Raw genomic sequence first — 23,620 nt, 5'->3', positions numbered from 1 at the left:
TCGGGGGCGGAAAGCGATGAGCGGCGCGGAATTTCTCATGGCGATCAACTTCGCCATCGCCAGCCTCCTGGCCGCGTCCTTCATCGCCATCGCGCTTTATGACCGCACGCGGATCGCGGCGAAACATTTCGCCGGCGCCTATGTTCTGGGCGCGGCGTATTTCGGCGTCGAATTTCTGATCCCGATGTTCACCGGCGGCAATCGGACCGTGCTCGTGGGCTATGCCCTCTTCCTCGGCGCGCTCGTCGTCTTCAATCGCGGGCTGGCGCGGCTCTACCGCGTGCGGATGCCGTGGAAGGTGATCGCGGCGATCTTCATCATCTCGATCGCGACGAAAGTCGCCAGCGACCAGTTGCCGCGCGAATCCTTCACGCGGATGGTGATCTACCAGATGCCCTATTTCGTCATGCAGGCGATCGGCGCAGGCATCATCTTCCTGTCGGCAAAGCGGCGCCCGACCGACCTGGTTCTCGCCGCGCTTTTGACCGTCACCTCCATCCACTACATCATGAAGCCGGCGGTGGCGTTGCAGACCGGAGGCGTGGGCGCTTCACCGTCGCACTATGCATCCACGCTCTATGCCTTCATCGGGCAGACGACGGGCGCCGTCCTGTCGGTTGCCGTCGCGCTGCTTCTGATGGTCATCCTGGTGCGCGACCTGCTTGCGGAAATCACGATGAAATCGGAAACGGACCCGCTGTCGGGACTGTTCAACCGACGCGGCTTCGAACTGCGTTTCGAGCGCCTGATGCAGGAGACCGAGGCGAAGGGCCTGCCGATTTCGCTGGTGCTTTGCGACCTCGACCACTTCAAAGCGGTCAACGACACCCATGGCCATGCCGGTGGCGACAGGGTGATCACGGCCTTTGCCGACGCGCTGCGGGAAGCAACGCTGCCCGGTCATGTGGTCGCGCGAATCGGCGGCGAGGAATTCGCAATCGTGCTGCCGGGCTGCAACCTGGCGGCGGCACGACTTTTTGCCGAAAGCGTGCGCCTGCGCATGGAAAAGATGAAAGTCGAGACGATGCCGGCGGAGGCGCGCTTCACGGCAAGCTTCGGCGTTGCGGAACGCTCCCGCGACGAAACTTCGGAACACGTTCACTACCGCGCCGACGCGGCGCTCTACCAGGCCAAGGACGCCGGTCGCGACCGTGTGCGCGCGTCACGGGCGGACGGCACGCGGACCGGCCTGATGATCGCCGATACTACTCCTGACGAAAGGCCAGCGGCCCGGTCGATGTGACCAGCTTGTAAGCGGTCATTTCCTCGGCCGACAGATAGTAGAGCGCACGCGGCGGCGTATCGAGCGCGTGCAGCCACATGGCGGGGTCGATCCCCATTTCCGACAGATAGCGCGAGATGCGCGCGGCGGTGACCTGCGCGTCCGACATCGCCTGTTCGGGCGCCGGCAGGTTCGACGTGCCGGCATAGAACTGGTGGAGGCCGATCGCCGCCTTGTCGCCGACCGTGCGCGTCGTGCCGCCGGCGAAGACCAGCGGGCAGGACGAGGCGCAGAGCGCGCCGTCGGGAACGAGGGTCGCCAGATCGCGCTCGCGGATCATCCGCGCCATCGCCATCGCATCTTCCAGCGAACCGCCGGGCGAGTTGAGCGAAACCGTCTGGACATATTCGCCGCGCGCGTCGAGTTCGGCGGCGAGCCGGGCGGACGCGCCGACATCGATCGAGCCGGTCGCGGCGAGGACGCCGCCGGGCTTCAGTTCGAAACGCACGGCATCCTTCAAGAGAGCCTCGTCTGTCTGGACGTTCTTACGCGGGTCCTGCGAAGCCGAGGACGAACCGTCGGTCTCGACGGCGGGCGGCAGGATCGGTTCGCTGACATGCACCGACGCCCGGTCGGACGGCCACAGACCGCCGGTCTGTTGGCGCAGTTCGTAAAGGTCGAAGGCGAGCACGCCGATGACGCCGGCGAGCATCGCGCCGAAGGTGAATCGCATCACGTTGCCGTCGTCGATCCGGTCGACGAGACGGGCGAAGCGGCCCTGCGGCGCGATGTCGGAATGGTGCGCGTGGTCGGTCATGGCTCGAACCGTTTGCGTTCGTTGACGGAAAGGGGGGTGACGTTCTCGCTCGACGGTGGTGCGGGCGGCGACGCCTGCGCGGCGGGCCTCGTTTCGGCCGGTGCAGGCTCCGGCTCGGGTGTCGAAGCGGGCTGGCGCGCGGCGCGGGCGGCGGCCAGCGTCTCGTGCAGTTCGATGGAGCGCAGCATGTCGGCAGCGGTGATGCGGTCGGCATCGGTGAGGCCATCCTCGTGCCGACGCAGCGCCGCCATCACCACTGCCATCACGGCGACGAAGACGCCGGGCAAAAGGTCGATCGAGATCGCGCCGGCCCAGCTTGGAAGAAAGCTCGTCGCATAGACCAACACGGCTTCGGCCGCCGACAGTGGCACGAAGCGGCGTTCCTCGACGCGGGGCTGGGCGAGGATTTCGTTGGCGGCCTCCGACAGCGCGGCCGATTGCGCGGCGACCGAGGCGCGCACCGTCTCCATCACGGTCGACTGGCGACCGGCAAGATCGGCATCGGCGCTGCTCGTCACAGGGGCGATGAAGCCCATCGACAGATCCTGCGCCGCACGCGCGACGGAAGGCGCGATCGAAGTCTGCTCCAGCGAAGCGATGACGCCCGACAGCGCCACGGTCTCCTGCGCGAATTCATTGGCGCGGGGCTCGATCTGGCCGGAAGCCGAAACAAGCTGGCGCATCGCGGTCAGGTGAAGCTGGCCCTCCTCGAAAAGCATCTGCACGCGCTCGCGCGAGCCTTCGATCGTGGCCTGCAACTCGTTCATCTGCGCCGACATCTGCGTCAGAAGCTGGACGACGCTGCCCGAGCCGGACGTGCCGGTGAGCGCGCCCGAGGCGCGTTCGTCCTCGGCGAGGCGGGCAAACCGCTCCTGCGCGCGCTGGATGTCGGGCAGGAGCGAAAGCGCGCCGAGCGCGTTCGAATGGGCCTGGTCGAGATCGGCGGTGTATTCCTGCTGGGTCGTCGCCAGATGCTGCTCGACCGCCGCGGAGCCGGCGAGCGCGGCCGCGTTGAGCCAGGACGACATGGCAATGATCATCACCGAGCCGACGAGCATGATCAGGAAGAGAGCGACACGCGAGGCACCGTCGCGCATCTCGGGAACGAAGCGGATCAGATAGGTCCAGAAGCCGTAGATGCCGACCGAAACCGCCACCGAATAGATGATCGCGGCAAGGAAGACGAGCGTGGCGGAACCATCGAGCAGCCCGCGCACGCCCAGATAGGTGTAGACGCCGCTTGCCAGCGCCAGCGTCGCCAGCACGAAGCGCGTCATCGTCCGCAAGGAAGCAATGTGGTTGCGCAGGCGGCTCGCGGATGCGGATGTCGAATGGTTACTCATTTCTTAACCTCTCCCTGCGCACTGGCAAAACAAAGGTGTCGAAATGAGGACGCGCGGATTCGCGTCTCCTTCACGAGCTTGTGTCCGCTCAGCGGCACAGCGCATCCGCCGGAGTGGGGACGACATGATCGGGCAGGCCGTACATGTAGCTGCGGCCGTGCAGGAGCACGGCGCCGAACTCGCAGTCGCGATAGGGGCGCAGTTGCAGGCGCTGCCCGCCATGATACGCGATGCGCGGCGCGGCGCTCTCGTAATAGGAGCCGGTTGCCCGGTAGCCCGAGGCCGCTTCGCCCGCGCCGACGACGATGCGCTTGTAGCCGGCCGGCGAATGGATCACGAGATTGCCGAAACTGTCGGCGTGGACCTGATCCTGGTAGAGACTGCCGGCCGTGGCTGGCGAACCGGCCAGAAGGGCGGCGGCCAAAGCAATTGCAATCGACTTCATGTCGGTGTCCTCCGGATCGGCGCGGCGCGCCCTCGGGCGCGAGCCTGCATGGTAAGACAAGTTAACGCTTTCTTAACCCTTGTCATCCGAAACGGGGCGCTTGCCGGCGCGTCTTTCTGCGGACATGGTTAACGCCGGACCGTCGCAGACGCGCCTTGAACAAGGACACGCATGAAACGCATCCACATTCCGCTGGCCTTGGCGGGCGTCCTCTTCGCCTCAGGCTGCGTCGCCGATCTCGACGATGTCGCGACCGGCTCGGTGCCGGCCCAGCCGCCGCTCGCGACCTATGCCTGCGAGGACGGGAGCGAGCTCAAGGTCGCGGCGGCGGGGTCGTCGGTCGTGGTCGACGCGCAGGGCGAGGAAGAACCGGTCGCGCTGCCGGCAAGCCCGCCCAATCAACTCTACCGATTCGCCGAAGGGCTCTATTCCCTTGTGGTCGAGAACGGCGAGGCGTTGTGGATGAAGAATGGCGAAGGTGCGCTCGCCTGTCGCACCTGACCGAACATTTCAGCGGTTAATCGATTGAACCGGGGAGCCTGTGCTTTTCCTTCGGAAAGGCCCCGCTAAATGTGCGCATGTCCAGCGTTTTCCGGCTTTGACGCATTGCAAAAACCGCATTAGAAAGCGCCAACACTTCACGTCGCAGTCCGGCGACGGCATGACGCATCCAGTCGAATGCCGCCGTCGAACGGGGGAGCCATGAGCAAGACCACAGCCACCCGTGCGAGACCCCTGTCTCCGCATCTCCAGATCTACAAGCCGATTCCCACGATGATGATGTCGATCATCCATCGCATCACCGGCGTCGCGCTCTATTTCGGCACGCTGCTGGTCGCGATCTGGCTGATGGCGGCCGCCGGCACGGCCGAGGGCTTCGCCCGCGTGCAGGGCATCTACGGCTCGTGGCTCGGGCTGTTCGTGTTGTTCGGCTATAGCTGGGTGCTGTTCCACCACATGCTGGGCGGCATTCGCCATCTGGTGATGGATACGGGCAGCGAAGCCGCGCTCGGCAAGGACGAGTCGAGAAGGGCGGCGGTCGCGATGCCGGTCGTCTCGTTCGCGCTGGCGATTCTCGTCTGGGTCGTCGCAATCATGGCGCGGGGAGCCTGAACATGACCGACATGCGCACTCCGCTCGGCCGCGTCCGCGGCCTTGGCTCGGCCCGCGAGGGCACGATGCATTTCTGGCGCCAGCGCCTCACCGCCATCGCCAACGTGCCGCTCGTCCTGTTCATGGTCGGGCTGATGGTGGCGCTGGTCGGCGCGCCCTACGAGGACGTCCGGGCGACGCTCGCCAATCCGTTCGTGACGCTGGTAGTGATCCTCTTCTTCGTCTCCGTGCTCTATCACATGAAGCTCGGTATGCAGATCGTGATCGAGGACTACGTGCATGGCGAAGGCGCGAAGGTGGCGCTGATCGCGCTCAACACCTTCTTCCCGCTCGTCATCGGCGTCGCCTCCATCTTCGCCCTTCTCAATATCGCATTCGGAGGCTGATCCGTGGCCGACGCTGAAACCAGAATGAACGCCTCGCGGCCCGCCAGCGACAGCTATACCTATGTCGACCACAAATACGACGTCGTGGTCGTCGGCGCCGGCGGCGCAGGATTGCGCGCCACGCTCGGCATGGCCGAACAGGGGCTGAAGACGGCCTGCATCACCAAGGTCTTCCCGACCCGCTCGCACACGGTCGCCGCGCAGGGCGGCATCGCCGCCTCGTTGCAGAACATGGGCGCGGATTCGTGGCAGTGGCACATGTACGACACCGTCAAGGGGTCGGACTGGCTGGGCGACGTCGATGCGATGGAATATCTGGCGCGCGAAGCGCCCGCCGCGGTCTACGAGCTCGAGCATTACGGCGTGCCGTTCAGCCGCACCGAAGAGGGCAAGATCTACCAGCGCCCCTTCGGCGGCCACATGCAGAATTTCGGCGACGGTCCGCCCGTCCAGCGCACCTGCGCGGCCGCCGACCGGACCGGTCATGCCATCCTGCACACGCTCTACGGCCAGTCGGTCAAGAACAACGCGCAGTTCTTCATCGAGTATTTCGCGCTCGACCTGATCATGACGGACGGCGTGTGCACGGGCGTCGTCGCCTGGAACCTCGACGACGGCACGATCCACCGCTTCTCGGCCAAGATGGTGGTGCTGGCGACGGGCGGCTACGGCCGCGCCTATTTCTCGGCGACCAGCGCCCACACCTGCACCGGCGACGGCAACGGCATGGTCGCCCGCGCGGGCCTGCCCTTGCAGGACATGGAATTCGTCCAGTTCCATCCGACCGGCATCTATGGCGCGGGCTGCCTCATCACCGAGGGCGTGCGCGGCGAGGGCGGCTATCTCGTCAATTCGGAAGGTGAGCGCTTCATGGAGCGCTATGCGCCTTCGGCCAAGGACCTCGCCAGCCGCGACGTCGTCTCGCGCTGCATGACGATGGAAATCCGCGAGGGCCGCGGCGTCGGCAAGGCGAAGGACCACATCTTCCTTCACCTCGACCATCTCGACCCCGCCGTCATCCATGAGCGCCTGCCGGGCATTGCCGAGAGCGCGCGCATCTTCGCCGGCGTCGACGTGACGCGCGAGCCGATCCCGGTCCTGCCAACCGTCCACTACAATATGGGCGGCATTCCGACCAATTACTGGGGCGAGGTGCTGAACCCGACCGCGGCCGATCCGGACGCCATCGCGCCCGGCCTGATGGCCGTGGGCGAAGCGGCCTGCGCCTCGGTTCACGGCGCCAACCGCCTCGGCTCCAACTCGCTGATCGACCTCGTCGTCTTCGGACGCGCCGCCGCGATCCGCGCCGGCCAGGTGATCGACCGCGATGCGGCGATCCCGGCGATCAACAATGCTGCCTGCGACAGGATCATGGAGCGCTTCGACCGCATCCGCCATTCCAATGGCGGCACGCCGACCGCCAAGCTGCGCGACCGGATGCAAAAGGCGATGCAGGACGACGCGGCCGTGTTCCGCACCCAGGAATCGCTCGAGAACGGCTGCCGGAACGTCTCGGAGATCTGGAAGGATCTCGCCGACATCAAGGTCACCGACCGCTCGATGATCTGGAATTCCGATCTCGTCGAGACGCTGGAACTCGACAACCTGATGGCAAACGCGATCACCACGGTCTATTCGGCCGAGGCGCGCAAGGAAAGCCGCGGCGCGCACGCCCGCGAGGATTTCTCCGAGCGCGACGACGCCAACTGGCGCAAGCATACGCTGTCCTGGGTCGACGAGGCCGGCAAGGTCCGCCTCGACTACCGCCCGGTCCACACCGAGCCGATGCTGGCATTGGCCGATGGCGGCATCGACCCGGCGAAGATCGCCCCGAAGAAGCGCGTTTACTGAGGAACGGAAGAATGGTCGAAATCACCCTTCCCAAGAACTCGCGGATCAATGAGGGCAGGACCTGGCCGAAGCCGGCCGGCGCCACCAATCTGCGCGAATACAAGATCTATCGCTGGTCGCCGGACGACGACGAGAACCCGCGCACCGACACCTATTTTGTCGACATGGACGATTGCGGGCCGATGGTCCTCGACGCGCTCCTGTGGATCAAGAACAATGTCGATCCGACGCTGACGCTGCGCCGCTCGTGCCGCGAGGGCATCTGCGGTTCGTGCGCGATGAACATCGACGGCACCAACACGCTCGCCTGTACCAAGGGCGCGGACGAGGTGTCGGGCGTGGTCAAGGTCTACCCGCTGCCACACATGCCGGTGGTAAAGGATCTCGTGCCGGACCTCACCGTTCCCTATGCGCAGCTTTCCTCGATTCAACCCTGGCTACAGACGGTTTCGCCCGAGCCCGCCAAGGAATGGACGCAAAGCCATGAGGACCGCCAGAAGCTCGACGGCCTCTACGAATGCATCCTGTGCTTCTGCTGCCAGACCTCCTGCCCGTCCTACTGGTGGAACGGCGAGCGCTATCTCGGCCCCGCCGTGCTGCTGCAAGCCTATCGCTGGCTGATCGACAGTCGCGACGAGAAGACCGGCGAGCGGCTCGACAATCTGGAAGACCCGTTCCGGCTCTATCGCTGCCACACGATCATGAATTGCACGCAGGCCTGCCCGAAGGGGCTGAACCCGGCGAAGGCGATTGCCGAGATCAAGAAGATGATGATCGAGCGGCGGGTTTAGACAGCGCCAGCGCGCGTCATCCCGGAAGGGGATCGGTGCGTAGCGTTGTGACCCTATCCGGGACCCATTCCGTGACCGGGAAGCTCACGGAATGGGTCCCGACTCTCGCCTCGCTTCGCTCGGACTTCGGCCGGGATGAAGCGGGCTTGCAAGATCACGCGCCCATCCCGCAGCCTTGATTTGAAACTGCCGCACCCGGCGTTACGTTCCTTCGCAACATCCCCGGAGGACGACCATGTTGAGAACTGCCGCGCTTGCGCTTTCCCTTGCCTTCACAACCCTGCCCGCCGCCGCGCAGAACACCGAACGGGCGATCTTCGCCGGTGGGTGCTTCTGGTGCGTCGAATCCGATTTCGACAAGGTCGGCGGAGTGATCTCGACGACTTCAGGCTATATCGGCGGGACGACCGAGAATCCGACTTATGAAAACCATACCGCAGCGCGCCATCGCGAGGCGGTCGAGATCGTCTACGATCCGTCGCGGGTGAGCTATGACGCGCTGCTGGCGGCGTTCTTCCGCTCGGTCGATCCGACCGATGCGGGCGGCCAGTTCTGCGATCGGGGCTATTCCTACACGACCGCCGTCTATGCGGTCGGCGACGCCCAACTCGCCGCAGCGAGGGAAGCCAAGGCGAAGGCTTCGCAGGCGCTCGGCGGCGTGCAGCTTGCGACCGAGATCGTGCCGGCGCCGCAATTCTGGCCGGCGGAGGAATACCACCAGGACTACTACACCAAGAATCCGCTGCGCTACCGCTACTATCGCGGCGCGTGCGGGCGCGACGCGCGGGTGAAGGAAGTCTGGGGGTCCGAAGCCATGGCCGGCATCAAAGGAAGCTGATCGTCATGCGCCGGTATCCGGCCTGAGCGGCCTGCAAATTGCAGCTTTAAGGCATTCCGGCCGGTGTCGGTTTTCCGATCTCCCGGCCGGTTCCCCTCGGGTTCGGTGATCAGTGGCGGGCGGCGATGCGCTCTTCGGCGATGTCCTCGGCAATGGCGTTGGTCGGGCGCTTTTCGGCATCCGCACGGGCAAAGATGTCGGCGAGCGTCGCGGGGATCGTCTTGACGAGCTTCATCGCGCGGGCGCGGACATAGCCGCCAGGCAGGAGTTCGCTGGCGACATTGATCAGACCGCCGGCATTGATGACATAGTCGGGCGCATAGAGGATGCCGCGTTCGGCGAGAAGCGCCGCGTCGGCCTCGTTGGCGAGCTGGTTGTTGGCCGCGCCCGCGATCACCTTCGCCCTGATCATATCGATCATGCCGGCATGGATGACACCGCCGAGCGCGCAGGGGGCGAAGACGTCGAGATCGGCGGTCGCCATGGCGTCGGAAGCGAGCGTGGTCGCGCCGAAGTCCCGGACGGCCTGGTCCACGCGCGCGCTGTCGATATCGGCGACGACGAGCGTCGCGCCGGCTTCGTGCAGTTCCTCAGCTAGCCGGCGGCCGACCGAGCCCAGCCCCTGCACGCCGACGCGCAGGCCCGAAAGATCGTCGCGGCCGAAGCGGTGCTTCACGGCGGCCTTCAGCCCGAGAAAGACGCCCTGGGCGGTGACGGGCGAGGGGTTTTCGCTGCCGCCGAGCGTCGTGCCAGTGACGTTGGGCGTGCGGGCGCGCAGGAAGTCAGCGTCGGCAAGCGTCAGGCCGACATCCTCGCCGGTGTAATAGTCGCCGTCGAGGGCTGCCAGCATCTCGGCATAGGCTTCGAGGAGGTCGGGCGTCTTGTCCGTCTTCGCATTGGCGAGAATGACCGCCTTGCCGCCACCGAAGGGCATCCCGGCGATGGCTGACTTGTAGGTCATGCCGCGCGACAGGCGGAGCGCGTCGGTAATCGCGGCTTCCAGGCTCTCGTGCTTCCACACGCGCGTACCGCCCAGTGCGGGCCCGAGCCTGGTGTCATGGATCGCGACGATGGCGATCAGGCCGCGCGTCTCGTCGCGACCGAGAACGATGCGCTCATGGCCGTCGAAGCCGGGCAGGAGCTTCGCGTCGTCGGTGATGTCGGTGAGTTCGAGCGTGGAGCGCATCGCGGTGCGCTGGATGGGCTTGTGAGCCTGCAACATGGCGTTTCCTCCCGTCTGTTACATGTGCAACAGTCTAGGCGAAACGCACGGTTCTTTGGTTGCGAAGACGCAAGGGAAACGGAATTTCCCTTGCGTAAAAATCGCTGCGGTGCTCAGGAAATTACGCGAGCTTCGCGTCGAGCGTGACCTTGATCGCGCCAAGCGCCTTGGAGACCGGGCATCCGGTCTTGGCCTTCTCGGCCAGTTCCCTGAACTTCGCCTCGTCGACGCCCGGCACTTTTGCGTTCAGCTTCAGCGCACTTTCGGTGATCTCGAAGCCGCCGCCCGCCGCCGGGCCATAGGTGACGGTCGCGGTCGTCTCCAGTTTTTCGGCCGGCGTGCCGCTTTCGGCGAGAAGGTGCGAGAGCTGCATGGAAAAGCAGCCGGCATGGGCGGCGGCGATCAGTTCTTCCGGGTTGGTGCCGGACTTGCCGCTCTCGTCCTCGAAGCGGCCCTTGAAGGAATAGGGCTGCTTGGAGAAGGCGCCGCTCTGCATGTCGAGCGTGCCCGATCCATCCTTGAGCGCGCCTTGCCAGATTGCCGTTGCGTGCCTGTTCATGTTGCTCTCCTTCACGAGGGTTGGTGTCGTCCCTCAACCTAGGAGCCGGGGCGGCGGTTTCCAGTCCAACGAAGGTCCTATTGGCAGACGTCGATCCATTCCGCCCCTGTCAGCGCGACGAGGCGGTCGGTCGGCAGGCGGATGGCGGCGTTGGTGGCGCCGGCGGCCGGGACGACTTCGTCGAACTTCTGGAGCGACACGTCGCAATAGATGGGCAGCGCAGAGGGGAGTCCGAAAGGACAGACGCCCCCGACCGGGTGCGACGTCACTTCCACCACCTCGTCGGCCGGCAGCATCCGCGCCTTGCCCCCGAAGCGGTCCTTGAACTTGCGGTTGTCGAGCCGGGCAAGCCCGGAGGCGACGATCAGCATCGCCTCGTCGCCGACGCGCAGGCAGATCGTCTTGGCGATCTGGTCGGGCTCGACGCCGTGCGCCTCGGCCGCAAGCGAAACGGTGGCCGAGCTCTGCTCGGTCTCGATGACGGAAATGTCGGGAGCGTTCTCGGCGAGAAACGCGCGCACGGTTTCAAGGCTCATGTCGTGTCCTGAAGTTTCAGATGGCTTCGCCGCGCAGAAGGCGCGGAGCGGCGGGCGAAAGGCCCGAGGCCTGGCGGATGAAGAACTCCTTCAGGCGCGGCATCCGCTCGACCAGGCCAAGCCCGATGTCGCGGATCGCGCGGACGGGCGCGATGTCGTTGGAGAAGAGCCGGTTCAGGACGTCCGTGGTCACGCCCATCTGCACCGTGTCGAAGCGGCGCCAGCGCTCGTAGCGCTGGAGGACGTCGAGCGCGCCGATGTCCTGGCCGAGCCGGTCGGCATCGACCACCGTTTCGGCCAATGCGGCGGCGTCCTTGAAGCCTAGATTGAGCCCCTGGCCGGCAATCGGGTGGATTCCGTGCGCGGCGTCGCCGACGAGGGCGAAGCGCGGCTTGACGAAATCGCGCGCGAGCGTCAGGCCAAGCGGCCAGGCGCGCGGCTTGCCCTCGACATGGATTTCGCCGAGTTCGAGGCCGAAACGCTGCTCGAGTTCGTGCTCGAAGACGATCAGGTCGTCGGCGACGAGGCGCTCGGCGTCCGCTGTGCGCTCGGTCCAGACGATCGACGAACGGTTGTTGCCGTTCTCGTCGGGCGCGAGCGGCAGGGTGGCGAAGGGGCCGGCCGGCAGGAAGTGCTCTTCGGCGCGGCCATTGTGCGGGCGCTCGTGACGGACGGTGCAGACGATGCCGGACTGGCCGTAGTCCCAGTGGACCGTCCGAATGCCGGCCATGTCGCGCAGCCGCGATTTCACGCCGTCGGCGGCGACGAGCAGCCGCGCCTCGACATTCGTGCCATCCGCGAAATCGACGCGGGTTGTGGCCGGCAGTGTGGCAAAGCCGGTGACGCCCAGTCCCTCGCGGATCTCGACGCCGAGTTCGGCCGCGCGGCGACGCAAGGCGCCATTCAGATCCTTGTTGGCGACCATGTGGGCGAAAGCCTCGCCGGAGCCGACTTCGCCGTCGAAGGTCAGGAAAACGGGGCGCACGGGATCGGAGGTGCGCGAGTCCGTGACGATCATCTCCGTCATCGCCTGCGCATTCGGCGCGATCTCGGCCCAGCAGCCGAGCTGGTCGAGCATCCGGGTCGCGGCTGCCGCGATGGCCGAGGCGCGGGTGTCGCGCTGCCATACGCCTTGCGGCGCCGCATCGACGATCAGCACGACCAGGTTCGGCCGCGCGGCCTTGATCGAGACTGCGGTCGCCAGACCGACATAGCCCGCGCCGGCGATGACGATGTCGGCCGCGCTCTGTTTCGTGTCCTCAACCATGGGTCGGTCCTTCATATGCCTGTCTTCTTGACTTCGCGGTGCGTAGCTGTTGCAAACCGCGCATATTCAGCAATGTCGGCCTTCGCCGGGGGATTTCAACATGACGACCGCCATGCAGGAACTTCTGTCCATACTCGATCTGGAGCGGCTGGAACACAATTTGTATCGTGGTCGCAGCCCGCAGGCCGGCTGGCAGCGGGTCTTCGGCGGGCAGGTGATCGGCCAGGCGCTGGTCGCCGCGCAGCGGACGGTGGAAGCCGAACGCCACGTTCATTCGCTGCATTGCTACTTCATGCGGCCCGGCGATCCGTCGGTGCCGATCATCTACGAGGTTGATCGCATCCGCGACGGCGGCTCGTTCACGACCAGGCGCGTCGTCGCCATCCAGCACGGCCATGCGATCTTCTCGCTGGAAGCCTCGTTCCAGGCCGAGGAAGAGGGGCTGGAGCACCAGATCGATGGCCCGACCGACGTTCCGGAGCCCGAAACGCTGAAATCGCAGACGGAACTCATCGAGATGATGGGCAACAACGTGCCCGAGGCGATCCGCAAATTCTGGGCGCGCGAGCGGCCGCTGGAGATCAAGCCGGTCATCCTCGAACACTACACGACGCGCAAAAAACTGGCGCCGCAGCAGCGCGTATGGGTGCGCACCTCCGGCGACGTGCCGGATGACCGGGCGTTGCAGGCGGCGATCCTCGCCTATCTCTCGGACATGACGCTGCTCGACACCTCCACCTTCGCGCATGGCCGCACCGGCTTCGACCCCGACCTGATGATGGCGAGCCTCGACCATGCGATGTGGTTCCACCGCCCGCACAAGCTCGACGACTGGCTGCTCTACAGTCAGGACAGCCCGAACGCGATCGGCGCGCGCGGCTTCACCCGCGGGTTCCTGTATGGTCGCGACGGCCGCCTGATCGCCTCGGTTGCCCAGGAAGGGCTTGTGCGCGTGAAGACGACGCCCAAAAAATAGGCAAAATCAGCCGAGCCTCCAAATATTGAGCAATAATTAGGCGGTCCTCGTTTCCCGGCGGCCGCCAACGCCCCATTTCAGCCTGTTTCCCGCTCGCGCGCCAATTGGCACGCGGCTTGATTCCCTTTTGCCTGATCGCCCGCTCGCACGGCCGGCCGGCGATGACACGCAACGGCGGGGGACCGCAGGGAAAAGGGCGAAAGCTTATGAAAATCGTGATGGCCATCATCAAGCCGTTCAAGCTCGACGAGGTGCGCGAGGCGCTGACCGCCGTCGGCATCCAGGGCCTGACCGTGACCGAAGTGAAGGGCTACGGTCGCCAGAAGGGGCACACCGAAATCTATCGCGGCGCCGAATATGCCGTGTCGTTCCTGCCGAAGATCAAGATCGAGGTCGCCGTCGGCGCCGAACTCGTCGACAAGGCCGTCGAGGCGATCGCGGTCGCCGCCAAGACCGGCCAGATCGGCGACGGCAAGATCTTCGTCTACGGCATCGAACAGGCGCTGCGCATCCGCACCGGCGAAACCGATACCGACGCGCTTTGAACCTCTCGGCCGCATCGCAGGACGGGCGGGCGAACAGCCCTGCCGCGCGATGCTCACGGCAACATTCGACATGGAGACCTCAATGACATTTCCAACCATCGCGCGGGTGCGGACTTTCGCCGCGACCCTCTCGCTCACAGCCTTCACCGCCCTTCCGGCTTTTGCGCAGGAGGCTGCCGAAGAGGCCGTGGAAGCGGCTCCCGAATTCGCGTCGGCCACCGAAATGGCCTTCATCTTCAACACGCTGCTCTTCCTCATGGGCGGCTTCCTGGTGATGTGGATGGCTGCGGGCTTTGCCATGCTTGAAGCCGGGATGGTGCGCACCAAGAACGTATCGATCCAGCTCACCAAGAACGTCGCGCTCTACGCCATCGCCGGCCTCATGTATTGGGCCATCGGCTATTCGATCATGTATGTCGATGTCGGTTCGCTGATCGGCTCGTTCGGCGCCTATGGCTGGCCCGACGCCGGCACCGCCAACGAGGGCGACTATTCCGTCGCGTCGGACTGGTTCTTCCAGATGGTGTTCGTGGCCACTGCCGCCTCGATCGTCTCGGGAACGCTTGCCGAGCGCATCCGCTTGTGGCCGTTCCTGCTCTTCGTCGTCATCCTGACGGGCATCCTCTATCCGATCACCGGCGCCTGGACCTGGGGCGGCGGCTGGCTTTCCGAAATGGGCTTTTCCGATTTCGCCGGCTCGACCATCGTCCATGGCATCGGCGGCTGGGCAGCCCTCGCCGGCGCCATCCTGCTGGGTGCGCGCGAGGGCAAATACGGCCCCAATGGCCAGGTCCTGCCGCTGCCGGGCTCCAACATGGCGCTCGCCACGCTGGGCACCTTCATCCTCTGGCTCGGCTGGTTCGGCTTCAACGGCGCCTCGCAGCTTGCCATGGGCACCAATGGCGACGTTTCCGACATCAGCCGCATCTTCGCCAACACCAATCTGGCGGCGGCCGGCGGCGTGGTCGCGGCCCTGGTCCTGACCCAGCTTCTCTACAAGAAGGTCGACATCACCATGGTGCTGAACGGGGCGCTCGCGGGTCTCGTCTCGATCACCGCCGAGCCGCTTCAACCCGGCCCGTTCCTGGCCATCCTGATCGGCGCGGTCGGCGGCGTGATCGTGGTCTTCGCGGTGCCGATGCTCGACAAGCTCAAGATCGACGATGTCGTCGGCGCGATCCCGGTCCACCTTTTCGCCGGCATATGGGGCACGCTGATCGTGCCGCTGTCCAACAGCGAGGCGAGCTTCGTCACGCAGATCATCGGCATCGTAGCCATGGGCGGCTTCACCTTCATCGCCTCCTTCGTGGTCTGGATGGCGATCAAGGCGACGATCGGCATCCGCGCCTCGAAGGAAGACGAGATGCGGGGGCTCGACGTGGCCGAGATCGGCGTCGAAGCCTATCCCGAATTCACCTCGTCCAGCACGCGCTGATCTATCCATCCCGTCGCAATGTCGGACCTCCGGCATTGCAACCTTGGGGCCCGGTTCGCCGGGCCCCTTTTTCGTTTGCCGCCCATGGTTAATGCGCCCTTAACCCCCTGCCGTTAGCGTCGGGCGAATCTGGCGCCGATCAAGCGGCGCGACGGGCATACGGGGTCAGCCATGCGGTCGCAGTCACACGCACTCACCTTGAACGAGGGCGATAGCGGGTTCACCGGCTTCCTGCGCCGGCAGGTGCGCAAGCTGGCGGGCACTGCGATTCTCGTGACGGTCGCCGCCGTCGTCGCGAGCCTTGCCACCTGGAACGTCGCCGATCCGAGCTTCAGCCATGCGACCGACAACCCCGTCACCAACGCCGCCGGCTATCCCGGCGCCGTCGTGTCCGACCTTCTGATGCAGTTCTTCGGCCTCGGCTCGGTGGTCGCGCTGGTCCCGGCCATCGTCTGGGCGATCGGGCTGGTGCTTGGGCGCGGCATCCTGCAACCGGGCAAGCGCGTCTTCGCCTGGTTCGGCGCGGCCGCGCTCGGCTCGGGGATCATCGGCTGCATGGAAGCGCCGCCGACCTGGCCGCTGCCGTCCGGCCTTGGCGGCGTCTTCGGCGACATCGTGCTGGCGCTGCCGGGCCGGTTCATCGGTGCCTATCCTAGCGGGCTGGCGGGCTTCATCACGGCGTCGCTTCTCTTCATTCCCGCCGGCGCGCTGCTCTACGTCGCCTGCAACGCGCTGACGGCCAGACCCGTCGAACGCAAGAAGCTTGCCCGCAAACCGGCCGAGGAAGAGGTCGACGAGGACGATTACGACGACGAGGATTTTGACGACGAAGGCACCGAGGGCCGGTTCCTGGCGCTTGGCGCGATCGCCCATATGTGGCTTTCGGCGCAGGCGTTCCTCCGCCGTCACGGCGGCGGAGCGCTGGCTGCCCGCACGCGCCACCACGACGACACGCTCGAGGCGCTGGACGAGATCGAAAACCGGCCCGCATCCCCTGCCGGCCGTGTCGAGCCCGGCTTCGAGCCGGCTCCGCGCGCCGCCGCGCCGTCGATCGAGCCGCCCTTCGACGTCGACGACATCGGTCTCGACGAGGACGACCTCGACCCGGACACGCCCGTGCCGACGCCGCAGGAAATCGCCGCCCGGCGGGCCCAGGCGGCGGCCCGGCCGGCGGCGCCGCAGGCACGCGTGGAGCAGGCCCCGCCGCGCCCGATGCCCAGCGTTGCGAGCGCCCGCGCGCCGGTCTCGAACGGCTTCGAAATGCCCGACCTCGCCTTCCTGTCCGAACCGAAGGCGATGGCGCGCGACGCCTCGGTCTCCAAGGAAGCGCTGGAGCAGAACGCCCGAATTCTCGAAGGCGTGCTGGAGGATTTCGGCGTCAAGGGCGAGATCATCCAGGTCCGTCCCGGTCCGGTGGTCACGCTCTACGAACTCGAACCTGCGCCCGGCATCAAGTCGTCGCGCGTCATCGGCCTTGCCGACGACATCGCGCGCTCGATGAGCGCGATCGCCGCCCGCGTCGCCGTCGTGCCCGGCCGCAACGCGATCGGCATCGAACTGCCCAACGCCAAGCGCGAAACCGTCTATCTGCGCGAAATCCTCGCCAGCCAGGATTTCGACCAGACCAAGGCCAAGCTCGCGCTGGCGCTCGGCAAGTCGATCAATGGCGAGGCGGTGATCGTCGACATCGCCAAGATGCCGCACGTCCTCGTCGCCGGCACCACCGGTTCGGGCAAGTCGGTCGCCATCAACACGATGATCCTGTCGCTGCTCTACCGCATGACGCCGGACGAGTGCCGCCTGATCATGATCGACCCGAAGATGCTGGAACTCTCCGTCTATGACGGCATCCCGCACCTTCTGACCCCCGTCGTCACCGACCCCAAGAAGGCCGTCGTCGCGCTCAAATGGACCGTGCGCGAGATGGAGGACCGCTACCGCAAGATGTCGAAGGTCGGCGTGCGCAACATCGACGGTTTCAACCAGCGCGTGGCACAGGCGGAGAAAAAGGGCGAGCAGATCAGCCGCACGGTGCAGACCGGCTTCGACCGCGAGACCGGCGAGGCGATCTACGAGACCGAAACGCTCGAAATGGAGCGGATGCCCTATATCGTCGTCATCATCGACGAAATGGCCGACCTGATGATGGTCGCCGGCAAGGACATCGAGGGCGCGGTGCAGCGCCTCGCGCAGATGGCGCGCGCGGCCGGCATCCACGTCATCATGGCGACGCAGCGCCCGTCGGTCGACGTCATCACCGGCACGATCAAGGCGAACTTCCCGACCCGCATGTCCTTCCAGGTCACGTCCAAGATCGACAGCCGCACCATCCTCGGCGAGCAGGGCGCCGAACAGCTCCTCGGCATGGGCGACATGCTCTATATGGCCGGCGGCGGGCGCATCCAGCGCGTTCATGGGCCCTTCGTCGCCGATGACGAGGTCGAGAAGGTCGTCGCGCACCTCAAGCTTCAGGGTGTGCCCGAATATCTCGATTCGATCACCGAGGACGACGAGGAGGACGAGGGCGGCGGCTCTTCGGGCAAGTCCGGCGGCAGCGGCAACAGCAATCTCGACGATTCCGACGATCCCTACGACCAGGCGGTCGCGGTCGTCCTGCGCGACGGCAAGGCGTCGACCTCCTACATCCAGCGACGCCTGGGCATCGGATACAACCGCGCGGCTTCGATCATCGAGAAGATGGAGCAGGAGGGCATCGTCGGCCCGGCCAACCATGCCGGCAAGCGTGAGATTCTCGTGCCGACCGAGGATGAGACTTACTGATGCAGGAAGGGGGCGCGACAAAATTGCCGCGCATCCGGCCAAACTAAAGCCCCACTGGCGCGTTATCCGCGTCAGTTGAGGGCAACACAGATGATTTCGCGAGTTTCAAGAATGGCAAAATCCAGTTCGAAGACCCGCCGCAGCGTTCTTGCGCTTGGCATGGGCGCTGCGCTTGTCGCCGCCTCCGGCATCCTGCCGCATGGCGGCACGGCCCGTGCGCAGCCCGCCGAGGCGCAAGCGATCGCCGATCACTTTTCCTCCGTGAAGACGATGATGGGCGATTTCGTCCAGTTCGGCCCGAGCGGCGAGCAGACCGGCGGCAAGTTCTTCATCGAGCGGCCGGGCAAGGTGCGCTTCAACTACGAAAATCCGTCGACCTTCAAGGTCACGGCGGACGGCACGTCGGTCGTGCTGGAAAACGCGCGCATGAACACGGCGGATCTCTATTCGCTGTCGTCCACCCCGCTGAAGCTGCTTCTCGACGAGCGGATCGACCTGTCCGGCAACAAGGTGCAGGACGTGCGCCAGGAAGCCGACGCGACGACGATCACGCTCGCCGACCGCTCGGTTTTCGGAAATTCGACCATTACCATGATGTTCGATCCGCAGAATTACGAGCTGAAGCAGTGGACGATCCGCGACGCGCAGGGCAAGGACACGACGGTGATGATCTACAACGTCCAGTCGGGCGTCACCTTCGACCGCTCGGTCTTCGCGATCAATTACGACCGCATCAACGAGATGGTCTCGCCCAACCGCTGAGTTGTGGACGAGCGGCCTTTCCGGCCGGTTCTCGTGCCTGAAGCTTGAGTTCGACGGATGCGGCTGGCAGGGTCCGGCCGCATTCTTCATTTCGGGCGCAGCTTCTCCATGCCGTTTTCCATCGCCACCTGGAACATCAATTCCGTTCGCCTGCGTATGCCGCTGATCGAGCAATTCGTGAGCCGCTACCGGCCGGACGTGCTGTGCCTTCAGGAGACGAAATGCCCCGATGACCTCTTCCCGCTGAAGGCGCTGCGCAAGCTCGGCTACGCCCATATCGAGATCAGCGGCCAGAAGGGCTATCACGGCGTCGCCACCATCTCGCTGCGCCCGCTGGAAATCGTCGAGAAGCGCGATTTCTGCACGATGGGCGACTGCCGGCACCTTGCCGCCAATGTCGAGGCGGGCGGCCACAAGATTCTCGTCCACAATTTCTACGTGCCGGCCGGCGGCGACGAGCCGGACCCCGCGATCAACCCGAAATTCCGCCACAAGCTCGATTTCGTTGCCGAGATGCATGGCGTTCCGGCAATGAGCGGCGAGGCGGCGGCGTCCATCCTCGTCGGCGACCTGAACATCGCGCCGCTCGAAGCCGACGTCTGGTCGCACCGCCAGCTTCTCAACGTCGTCAGCCACACGCCGATCGAGACGGAAAGCTTCGAGGCGATGCGCCGGGCGGGCAACTGGGTCGACCTGATGCGCCAGGCGATCCCGGAGCCGGAACGGATCTATACCTGGTGGAGCTACCGCGCGAAGGACTGGGAGGCGTCCAATCGCGGCCGCCGCCTCGACCATGTCTGGTCGTCCGCGAACATCGCGCCGAAGCTGTCGTCGATCGAGGTGCTGAAGGAAGCGCGCGGCTGGGAGCGCCCGTCGGACCATGTGCCGGTGATTGCGCGGTTTGATCTCGACTGATCGAGCGTCAGTCCGAAAACCGCGGCGCCAAGCTTTGGATGTCCGCCAACAGCACACCCAGATTGTCCGTGATGCGCTGGTGGAGCAGGGCGGCCGTTTCGGGATATTCGGTGAGAATGCGCCGGAAGAGGGTGCGGTTGAGCCGGATCAGTTCGACATCGCTCGTTGCCAGCGCGCCGGTCAGGCGGGTGGTGGGGGCGATGATGGCGAGTTCGCCGAGCATGGCGCCGGGGCCGACTTCGGCGAGGTTGACGCGCTTGCCATCGCGCTCGCGAAAGAGCGACACCGTTCCGGTCGTCACCACATAGCCGCTCTCGGCCGACTGGCCCTCGCGGTAGAGGACGCGACCGGCGGCCAGGCGCAGGCTTTCAGCGCCGAAGGCGAGCAGCCGCAACTGCTCCGACGTGAAGCCGGAAAGCAGTTCCACGCCCGAGAGAATGCGAATGTCGTCGTCCAAGGCCATCGGCGTCCCCGTCTGCGCGCGCCGACCCCCATCGGCTGCGGCAGCACGTCCATGCCTGCAATCAGGGCACGAGCTTGTATCCGCCGCTTTCTGTCACAAGAATTTCGGCATTGGAAGGATCGCGCTCGATCTTCTGGCGCAGGCGGTAGACATGGGTTTCGAGCGTATGCGTGGTGACGCCGGAATTGTAGCCCCAGACCTCTTCCAAAAGCACGTCACGGGTGACGACCTTCTTGTCGGCCCGGTAGAGATATTTGATGATCGAGGCTTCCTTTTCCGTCAGGCGGATCTTGCCGCCCTTGGCGTCGGTGAGAAGCTTCTGGCTCGGCTTGAAGACATAGGGGCCGACATTGAAGGTCGCGTCCTCACTCTGCTCGTGCTGACGGAGCTGGGCGCGGATACGGGCAAGAAGAACGGCAAAGCGAAAGGGCTTGGTGACATAGTCGTTGGCGCCCGCTTCGAGGCCGAGGATCGTGTCGGAATCCGTATCCTGCCCGGTCAGCATGATGATCGGCGCCTTGTAGCCGCCCTTGCGCAGGATCTTCACGGCCTCGCGGCCATCCATGTCCGGCAGGCCGACATCCATGATGAGCAGGTCGACGATGCCGCCGCGCGCGGTCTGCACGCCCTTGGCGGCGGTCGGCTCCTGGAGGACGTCGAATTCCTCGTAGAGCGACAACTGGTCGGCGAGGGTCTCGCGCAGATCATTGTCGTCGTCGACGATGAGAATGGTGCGTGACGTCATCGTTCAGTCCATCTGGTTGAGACATCTGTCTTGTTGAGAAGTTCGGGAGTTCCGCCTATCGCTGTAGGCTGCGCGGGAATGTCGGAAAAGTCTCTCACGGTGATTTGCTTGAGCAATCGATCATACTCCAAAATCCGTGAGTGCAAGGGCGATGCGGCGAAAAAAGGACGCTTTGTCAAACATATGGTAGTGCGGCCGCGGCCCGGCGACCAGAGGCGGGGATTGCTGGCGGTCGGAAACAGGGTTCTGCGCTGTGCGCTCGGCAAGGGCGGCATCCGCTCGGTCAAGCGCGAAGGCGACGGCGCGACGCCGCTCGGACCGATGCGGCTCCTGACCGCCTTCGTGCGCCGCGACCGCCCGCGCCGCCTCGTCTCCGGCCTTGCGCTCGACCCGATCCGCCTCTCGGACGGCTGGTGCGATGCGGCCGGCGATCGCAACTACAACCGCCCCGTGCGTCTACCCTACGCCGCCAGTCACGAGCGGATGCGGCGCGAGGATCATCTCTATGACGTGGTGATCGTGCTCGACGCGAATATCCGTCCGCGCCGGCGCGGGATGGGCAGCGCGATCTTCTTTCATCTCGCCCGGCCGGGCTATGCGCCCACCGAGGGCTGCATCGCGGTCCATCCGCGCGACATGGACTGGCTTTTGCCGCGGCTCTCGCCGCGCACCGTCGTCACCGTTTCGCGATAGTCACACGCCCAGCCAGCCGATGATCGCGCCCATGATCAGCGCCACGCCGAGCCAGTGGCCGCCATCGATCAGCGTCAGATCCCAGCCATAGGCCTGATAACGGTGGTTGACGGCCATGACGGTCACCATGAAGCCGAGCCAGACGAAGAAGCCGGAGACGATGCCGTTTTCCAGCGTGACCTGTCCCGTTCCCAGATGCCCGATGACGCCGGCAAGAACCCAGGCCATGACGAGTTCGGCGCCGAAGGTGACGCCGAGAATGGCAGCGCCGGGCCGTGCATGAACGGCATCGATCCGGCCAGCCCTCATCCAGGCTTTCGAAAGAACGCCGTAATATCCGGCGCCGAAGATGAAGGCGGCGATCGCCGCCAGAAGGACCGAAAGATAGTTGATGCCCGCGAAGTCCATCGTCCCCTCCCAACGACGAAAATGCGATGCTGACAGGTTCCGGATACAGGTCAAGCTGGTCTAGACGAATTGCCAGACCCTGGTCCGCTTCACGTCTGCGTCTTCGAGAATGCGCGTCACCGGCACTTCGTAACGGGCAAGCCCCGTCAGGCGTTCGCGCGGCAGGTAAGCGCGGCCCGGATCGCCGACGAGGACGGTGATGCCCGCCGCCGCCAGATCGCGCAGCCAGGGCACCAGCCGTTCGGCAAAGGCGCGGTCGTAGAAGACGTCGCCGGCCAGAAGCACGTCGCAGATGGGCGTTTCGCCGACGAGGTCGCGATCGGTGGTCGCGACCGTCACGTCGTTCGCGGCCGCGTTGAGCGCAACGGCGGCGGCGCAGAACGGATCGATGTCGCTGGCAAGGACGCTCGCCGCGCCCGCCTTCATCGCCGCGATGGCGACAAGGCCGGAACCCGTGGCAAAATCGACCACGCGCTTGCCTGCGACGGTTTCGGGATGGTCGAGCACGTAACGCGCGAGACCCTGCCCGCCGGCCCAGGCGAAGGCCCAGAAGGGCGGCTCGAGGCCGATGGCTTCGAGCTCGGCCTCGGTGCGGTGCCAGAGCTCATGCGCCTCGTCGGCCAGATGCAGCCGGATTTCGGGCACGTGCGGCGGCGCGATCAACGCCGTGTTGGCAAGGATGAAATCGTGCCTGTCTTTCAAGGAATTTTCTTGAATCCGGCCATCCGGCACACTTCCGCCCACTCGTCCTCGGTCACGGGCTGGACCGAGAGTCGCATGGAGGTGACGAGCGACATGTCGGCGAGCTTGGGATTGGACTTGACCTCGGCAAGCGTGACAGGTGTCGGCACCTTTTCGACGGCGCGCACATCGACGCACTCCCAGCGCGGATCGTCGGTCGTGGAATCGGGATGGATTTCGCCGCACACCTCGACGATGCCGACCACTTCGAGCCCGATATTGGAATGGTAGAAGAAGCCGCGGTCGCCGATCTTCATCGCCCGCATGTTGTTGCGCGCCTGATAGTTGCGCACGCCGTCCCATTCCTGGCCCTTTTTCCCCTTCGCCTTCAGATCGTCGAAGGAAAAGACGTCGGGCTCCGACTTGAACAGCCAGTATTGCATCAGGCGGCATCCGGCTTCTTGAAGATCCAGTTCCACGGGCGGATGTCGACGCTCTCGAACAGACCGGCCTTCGCATAGGGGTCGCCATCGGCGATCGCGCGGGCGGCGTTCTCGTCCTCGACCTCGACGGCGACCATGGAGCCGGTCGGCTTGCCTTCGGTATCGAGGAACGGGCCGGCAAAGCGCAGCGCGCCCTTGGCGTCGAGGCCATTGAGGTAGTCGACATGGGCCGGGCGATTGTCGAGCCGGGTCTGCATGTGCCCCGGCTTGTCCTTGCACAGAAGAATGTAGATCACACGCGCGCCCTTTCTCGTTCAATCGGTTCGGGTTTGGAGATAGTCCGGCGGCGGCCCCAAAAGCAAGACGGCCATGCGTCCGGTGAG

General features: G+C 65.4%; 27 protein-coding genes. 14 read left to right on the top strand and 13 right to left on the bottom strand.

What is annotated here, in order from left to right:
• The first annotated feature begins 37 nt into the window (after positions 1 to 37).
• Complete coding sequence (locus tag PZ895_RS06605; RefSeq protein ID WP_275838224.1) at positions 38 to 1,243, top strand: GGDEF domain-containing protein; 1,206 nt, start codon at positions 38 to 40, stop codon at positions 1,241 to 1,243.
• Here the strand turns inward: PZ895_RS06605 and PZ895_RS06600 are convergent.
• The 3 genes from PZ895_RS06600 to PZ895_RS06590 all read right to left on the bottom strand — a co-directional run bounded on the left by PZ895_RS06600 (position 1,206) and on the right by PZ895_RS06590 (position 3,827).
• Entirely contained in the window at positions 1,206 to 2,039 is an 834-nt protein-coding gene (locus PZ895_RS06600) for a hypothetical protein (protein WP_275838223.1), read from the bottom strand. The genes PZ895_RS06605 and PZ895_RS06600 overlap by 38 nt on opposite strands.
• Entirely contained in the window at positions 2,036 to 3,382 is a 1,347-nt protein-coding gene (locus tag PZ895_RS06595) for a hypothetical protein (RefSeq protein ID WP_275838222.1), read from the bottom strand. The genes PZ895_RS06600 and PZ895_RS06595 overlap by 4 nt, the downstream gene beginning before the upstream one ends.
• An 88-nt stretch (positions 3,383 to 3,470) precedes the next feature.
• Positions 3,471 to 3,827 carry a hypothetical protein gene (locus tag PZ895_RS06590; RefSeq protein WP_275838221.1) on the bottom strand — a complete coding sequence of 119 codons (357 nt, stop codon included), beginning with the start codon at positions 3,825 to 3,827 and terminating at the stop codon, positions 3,471 to 3,473.
• A gap of 171 nt (positions 3,828 to 3,998) precedes the next feature.
• Here PZ895_RS06590 and PZ895_RS06585 point away from each other — a divergent pair, with 171 nt between their 5' ends.
• The 6 genes from PZ895_RS06585 (at position 3,999) to msrA (ending at position 8,806) form a co-directional block, all read left to right on the top strand.
• Complete coding sequence (locus PZ895_RS06585) at positions 3,999 to 4,328, top strand: hypothetical protein (RefSeq protein ID WP_275838220.1); 330 nt, start codon at positions 3,999 to 4,001, stop codon at positions 4,326 to 4,328.
• 201 nt (positions 4,329 to 4,529) lie between these two features.
• Entirely contained in the window at positions 4,530 to 4,940 is a 411-nt protein-coding gene (gene sdhC, locus PZ895_RS06580) for a succinate dehydrogenase, cytochrome b556 subunit (RefSeq protein ID WP_275838219.1), read from the top strand.
• A gap of 2 nt (positions 4,941 to 4,942) precedes the next feature.
• Positions 4,943 to 5,326 carry a succinate dehydrogenase, hydrophobic membrane anchor protein gene (gene sdhD, locus PZ895_RS06575; RefSeq protein ID WP_275838218.1) on the top strand — a complete coding sequence of 128 codons (384 nt, stop codon included), beginning with the start codon at positions 4,943 to 4,945 and terminating at the stop codon, positions 5,324 to 5,326.
• A gap of 24 nt (positions 5,327 to 5,350) precedes the next feature.
• Positions 5,351 to 7,177, top strand: coding sequence for a succinate dehydrogenase flavoprotein subunit (gene sdhA, locus PZ895_RS06570; RefSeq protein ID WP_275838306.1), 1,827 nt, complete (start codon positions 5,351 to 5,353; stop codon positions 7,175 to 7,177).
• 11 nt (positions 7,178 to 7,188) lie between these two features.
• Positions 7,189 to 7,968, top strand: coding sequence for a succinate dehydrogenase iron-sulfur subunit (locus PZ895_RS06565; protein ID WP_275838217.1), 780 nt, complete (start codon positions 7,189 to 7,191; stop codon positions 7,966 to 7,968).
• Positions 7,969 to 8,203: 235 nt separating this feature from the next.
• Entirely contained in the window at positions 8,204 to 8,806 is a 603-nt protein-coding gene (gene msrA, locus PZ895_RS06560; protein ID WP_275838216.1) for a peptide-methionine (S)-S-oxide reductase MsrA, read from the top strand.
• 109 nt (positions 8,807 to 8,915) lie between these two features.
• On the opposite strand, the gene PZ895_RS06555 is transcribed toward msrA, so the two are convergent.
• The 4 genes from PZ895_RS06555 to PZ895_RS06540 form a co-directional block, all read right to left on the bottom strand.
• Positions 8,916 to 10,028, bottom strand: coding sequence for a Glu/Leu/Phe/Val dehydrogenase family protein (locus PZ895_RS06555; protein ID WP_275838215.1), 1,113 nt, complete (start codon positions 10,026 to 10,028; stop codon positions 8,916 to 8,918).
• Positions 10,029 to 10,149: 121 nt separating this feature from the next.
• Positions 10,150 to 10,587: an OsmC family protein gene (locus tag PZ895_RS06550; RefSeq protein WP_024586972.1), complete on the bottom strand. Its 438-nt coding sequence runs from the start codon at positions 10,585 to 10,587 to the stop codon at positions 10,150 to 10,152.
• A 77-nt stretch (positions 10,588 to 10,664) separates the two neighbouring features.
• On the bottom strand, positions 10,665 to 11,123 hold the full coding sequence (locus PZ895_RS06545) for a YbaK/EbsC family protein (RefSeq protein WP_275838214.1): 459 nt from the start codon (positions 11,121 to 11,123) through the stop codon (positions 10,665 to 10,667).
• Between the two features lie 16 nt (positions 11,124 to 11,139).
• Complete coding sequence (locus tag PZ895_RS06540) at positions 11,140 to 12,390, bottom strand: ubiquinone biosynthesis hydroxylase (protein WP_275838213.1); 1,251 nt, start codon at positions 12,388 to 12,390, stop codon at positions 11,140 to 11,142.
• A 100-nt stretch (positions 12,391 to 12,490) separates the two neighbouring features.
• On the opposite strand from PZ895_RS06540, the gene tesB reads away from it, so the two are divergent.
• The 6 genes from tesB to PZ895_RS06510 all read left to right on the top strand — a co-directional run bounded on the left by tesB (position 12,491) and on the right by PZ895_RS06510 (position 19,804).
• Positions 12,491 to 13,366, top strand: coding sequence for an acyl-CoA thioesterase II (gene tesB / locus PZ895_RS06535; RefSeq protein WP_275838212.1), 876 nt, complete (start codon positions 12,491 to 12,493; stop codon positions 13,364 to 13,366).
• 206 nt (positions 13,367 to 13,572) lie between these two features.
• Entirely contained in the window at positions 13,573 to 13,911 is a 339-nt protein-coding gene (locus PZ895_RS06530; protein WP_275838211.1) for a P-II family nitrogen regulator, read from the top strand.
• 82 nt (positions 13,912 to 13,993) lie between these two features.
• The gene (locus PZ895_RS06525) at positions 13,994 to 15,346 is read left to right on the top strand and encodes an ammonium transporter (protein WP_275838210.1); all 1,353 of its coding nucleotides are present in this window, start codon (positions 13,994 to 13,996) and stop codon (positions 15,344 to 15,346) included.
• A 171-nt stretch (positions 15,347 to 15,517) separates the two neighbouring features.
• Positions 15,518 to 18,127, top strand: a complete 2,610-nt coding sequence (locus PZ895_RS06520) for a DNA translocase FtsK (RefSeq protein ID WP_275838209.1) — start codon at positions 15,518 to 15,520, stop codon at positions 18,125 to 18,127.
• A 111-nt stretch (positions 18,128 to 18,238) separates the two neighbouring features.
• Positions 18,239 to 18,889, top strand: a complete 651-nt coding sequence (locus PZ895_RS06515; protein WP_275838208.1) for an outer membrane lipoprotein carrier protein LolA — start codon at positions 18,239 to 18,241, stop codon at positions 18,887 to 18,889.
• Positions 18,890 to 18,997: 108 nt separating this feature from the next.
• A complete protein-coding gene (locus tag PZ895_RS06510) occupies positions 18,998 to 19,804 on the top strand; it encodes an exodeoxyribonuclease III (protein ID WP_275838207.1) in 807 nt (268 codons plus the stop codon).
• A gap of 7 nt (positions 19,805 to 19,811) precedes the next feature.
• Here the strand turns inward: PZ895_RS06510 and PZ895_RS06505 are convergent, their stop codons facing one another.
• Together PZ895_RS06505 and PZ895_RS06500 are read right to left on the bottom strand one after the other, a co-directional pair.
• Positions 19,812 to 20,267, bottom strand: a complete 456-nt coding sequence (locus PZ895_RS06505) for a cyclic nucleotide-binding domain-containing protein (RefSeq protein WP_275838206.1) — start codon at positions 20,265 to 20,267, stop codon at positions 19,812 to 19,814.
• Positions 20,268 to 20,328: 61 nt separating this feature from the next.
• On the bottom strand, positions 20,329 to 21,012 hold the full coding sequence (locus PZ895_RS06500; protein WP_024586901.1) for a response regulator transcription factor: 684 nt from the start codon (positions 21,010 to 21,012) through the stop codon (positions 20,329 to 20,331).
• A 183-nt stretch (positions 21,013 to 21,195) separates the two neighbouring features.
• On the opposite strand from PZ895_RS06500, the gene PZ895_RS06495 reads away from it, so the two are divergent.
• Positions 21,196 to 21,705 (top strand): L,D-transpeptidase family protein, encoded by a 510-nt coding sequence (locus PZ895_RS06495; RefSeq protein ID WP_275838205.1) that lies wholly within the window; start codon positions 21,196 to 21,198, stop codon positions 21,703 to 21,705.
• Here the strand turns inward: PZ895_RS06495 and PZ895_RS06490 are convergent, their stop codons facing one another.
• Genes PZ895_RS06490 through PZ895_RS06475 form a run of 4 tightly spaced genes read right to left on the bottom strand, consistent with a single transcriptional unit; the run spans position 21,706 to position 23,533 of the window.
• Positions 21,706 to 22,113, bottom strand: a complete 408-nt coding sequence (locus tag PZ895_RS06490) for a DUF1761 domain-containing protein (RefSeq protein ID WP_275838204.1) — start codon at positions 22,111 to 22,113, stop codon at positions 21,706 to 21,708. It abuts the gene before it with no gap.
• Positions 22,114 to 22,173: 60 nt separating this feature from the next.
• Positions 22,174 to 22,815, bottom strand: coding sequence for a methyltransferase (locus tag PZ895_RS06485; RefSeq protein WP_275838203.1), 642 nt, complete (start codon positions 22,813 to 22,815; stop codon positions 22,174 to 22,176).
• Positions 22,812 to 23,237 carry an EVE domain-containing protein gene (locus PZ895_RS06480; RefSeq protein ID WP_275838202.1) on the bottom strand — a complete coding sequence of 142 codons (426 nt, stop codon included), beginning with the start codon at positions 23,235 to 23,237 and terminating at the stop codon, positions 22,812 to 22,814. Before PZ895_RS06480 ends, PZ895_RS06485 begins: the two co-directional genes overlap by 4 nt.
• Positions 23,237 to 23,533: a YciI-like protein gene (locus PZ895_RS06475; RefSeq protein WP_275838201.1), complete on the bottom strand. Its 297-nt coding sequence runs from the start codon at positions 23,531 to 23,533 to the stop codon at positions 23,237 to 23,239. The genes PZ895_RS06480 and PZ895_RS06475 overlap by 1 nt, the downstream gene beginning before the upstream one ends.
• Positions 23,534 to 23,620 lie beyond the last annotated feature (87 nt).

The sequence above is a fragment of the Mesorhizobium sp. YIM 152430 genome (assembly GCF_029210365.1).
Classification (GTDB): Bacteria; Pseudomonadota; Alphaproteobacteria; order Rhizobiales; family Rhizobiaceae; genus Aliihoeflea.
The sequence above is the reverse complement of the archived record's forward strand: the minus strand, read 5'-3'. Positions and strand labels throughout refer to the sequence as shown.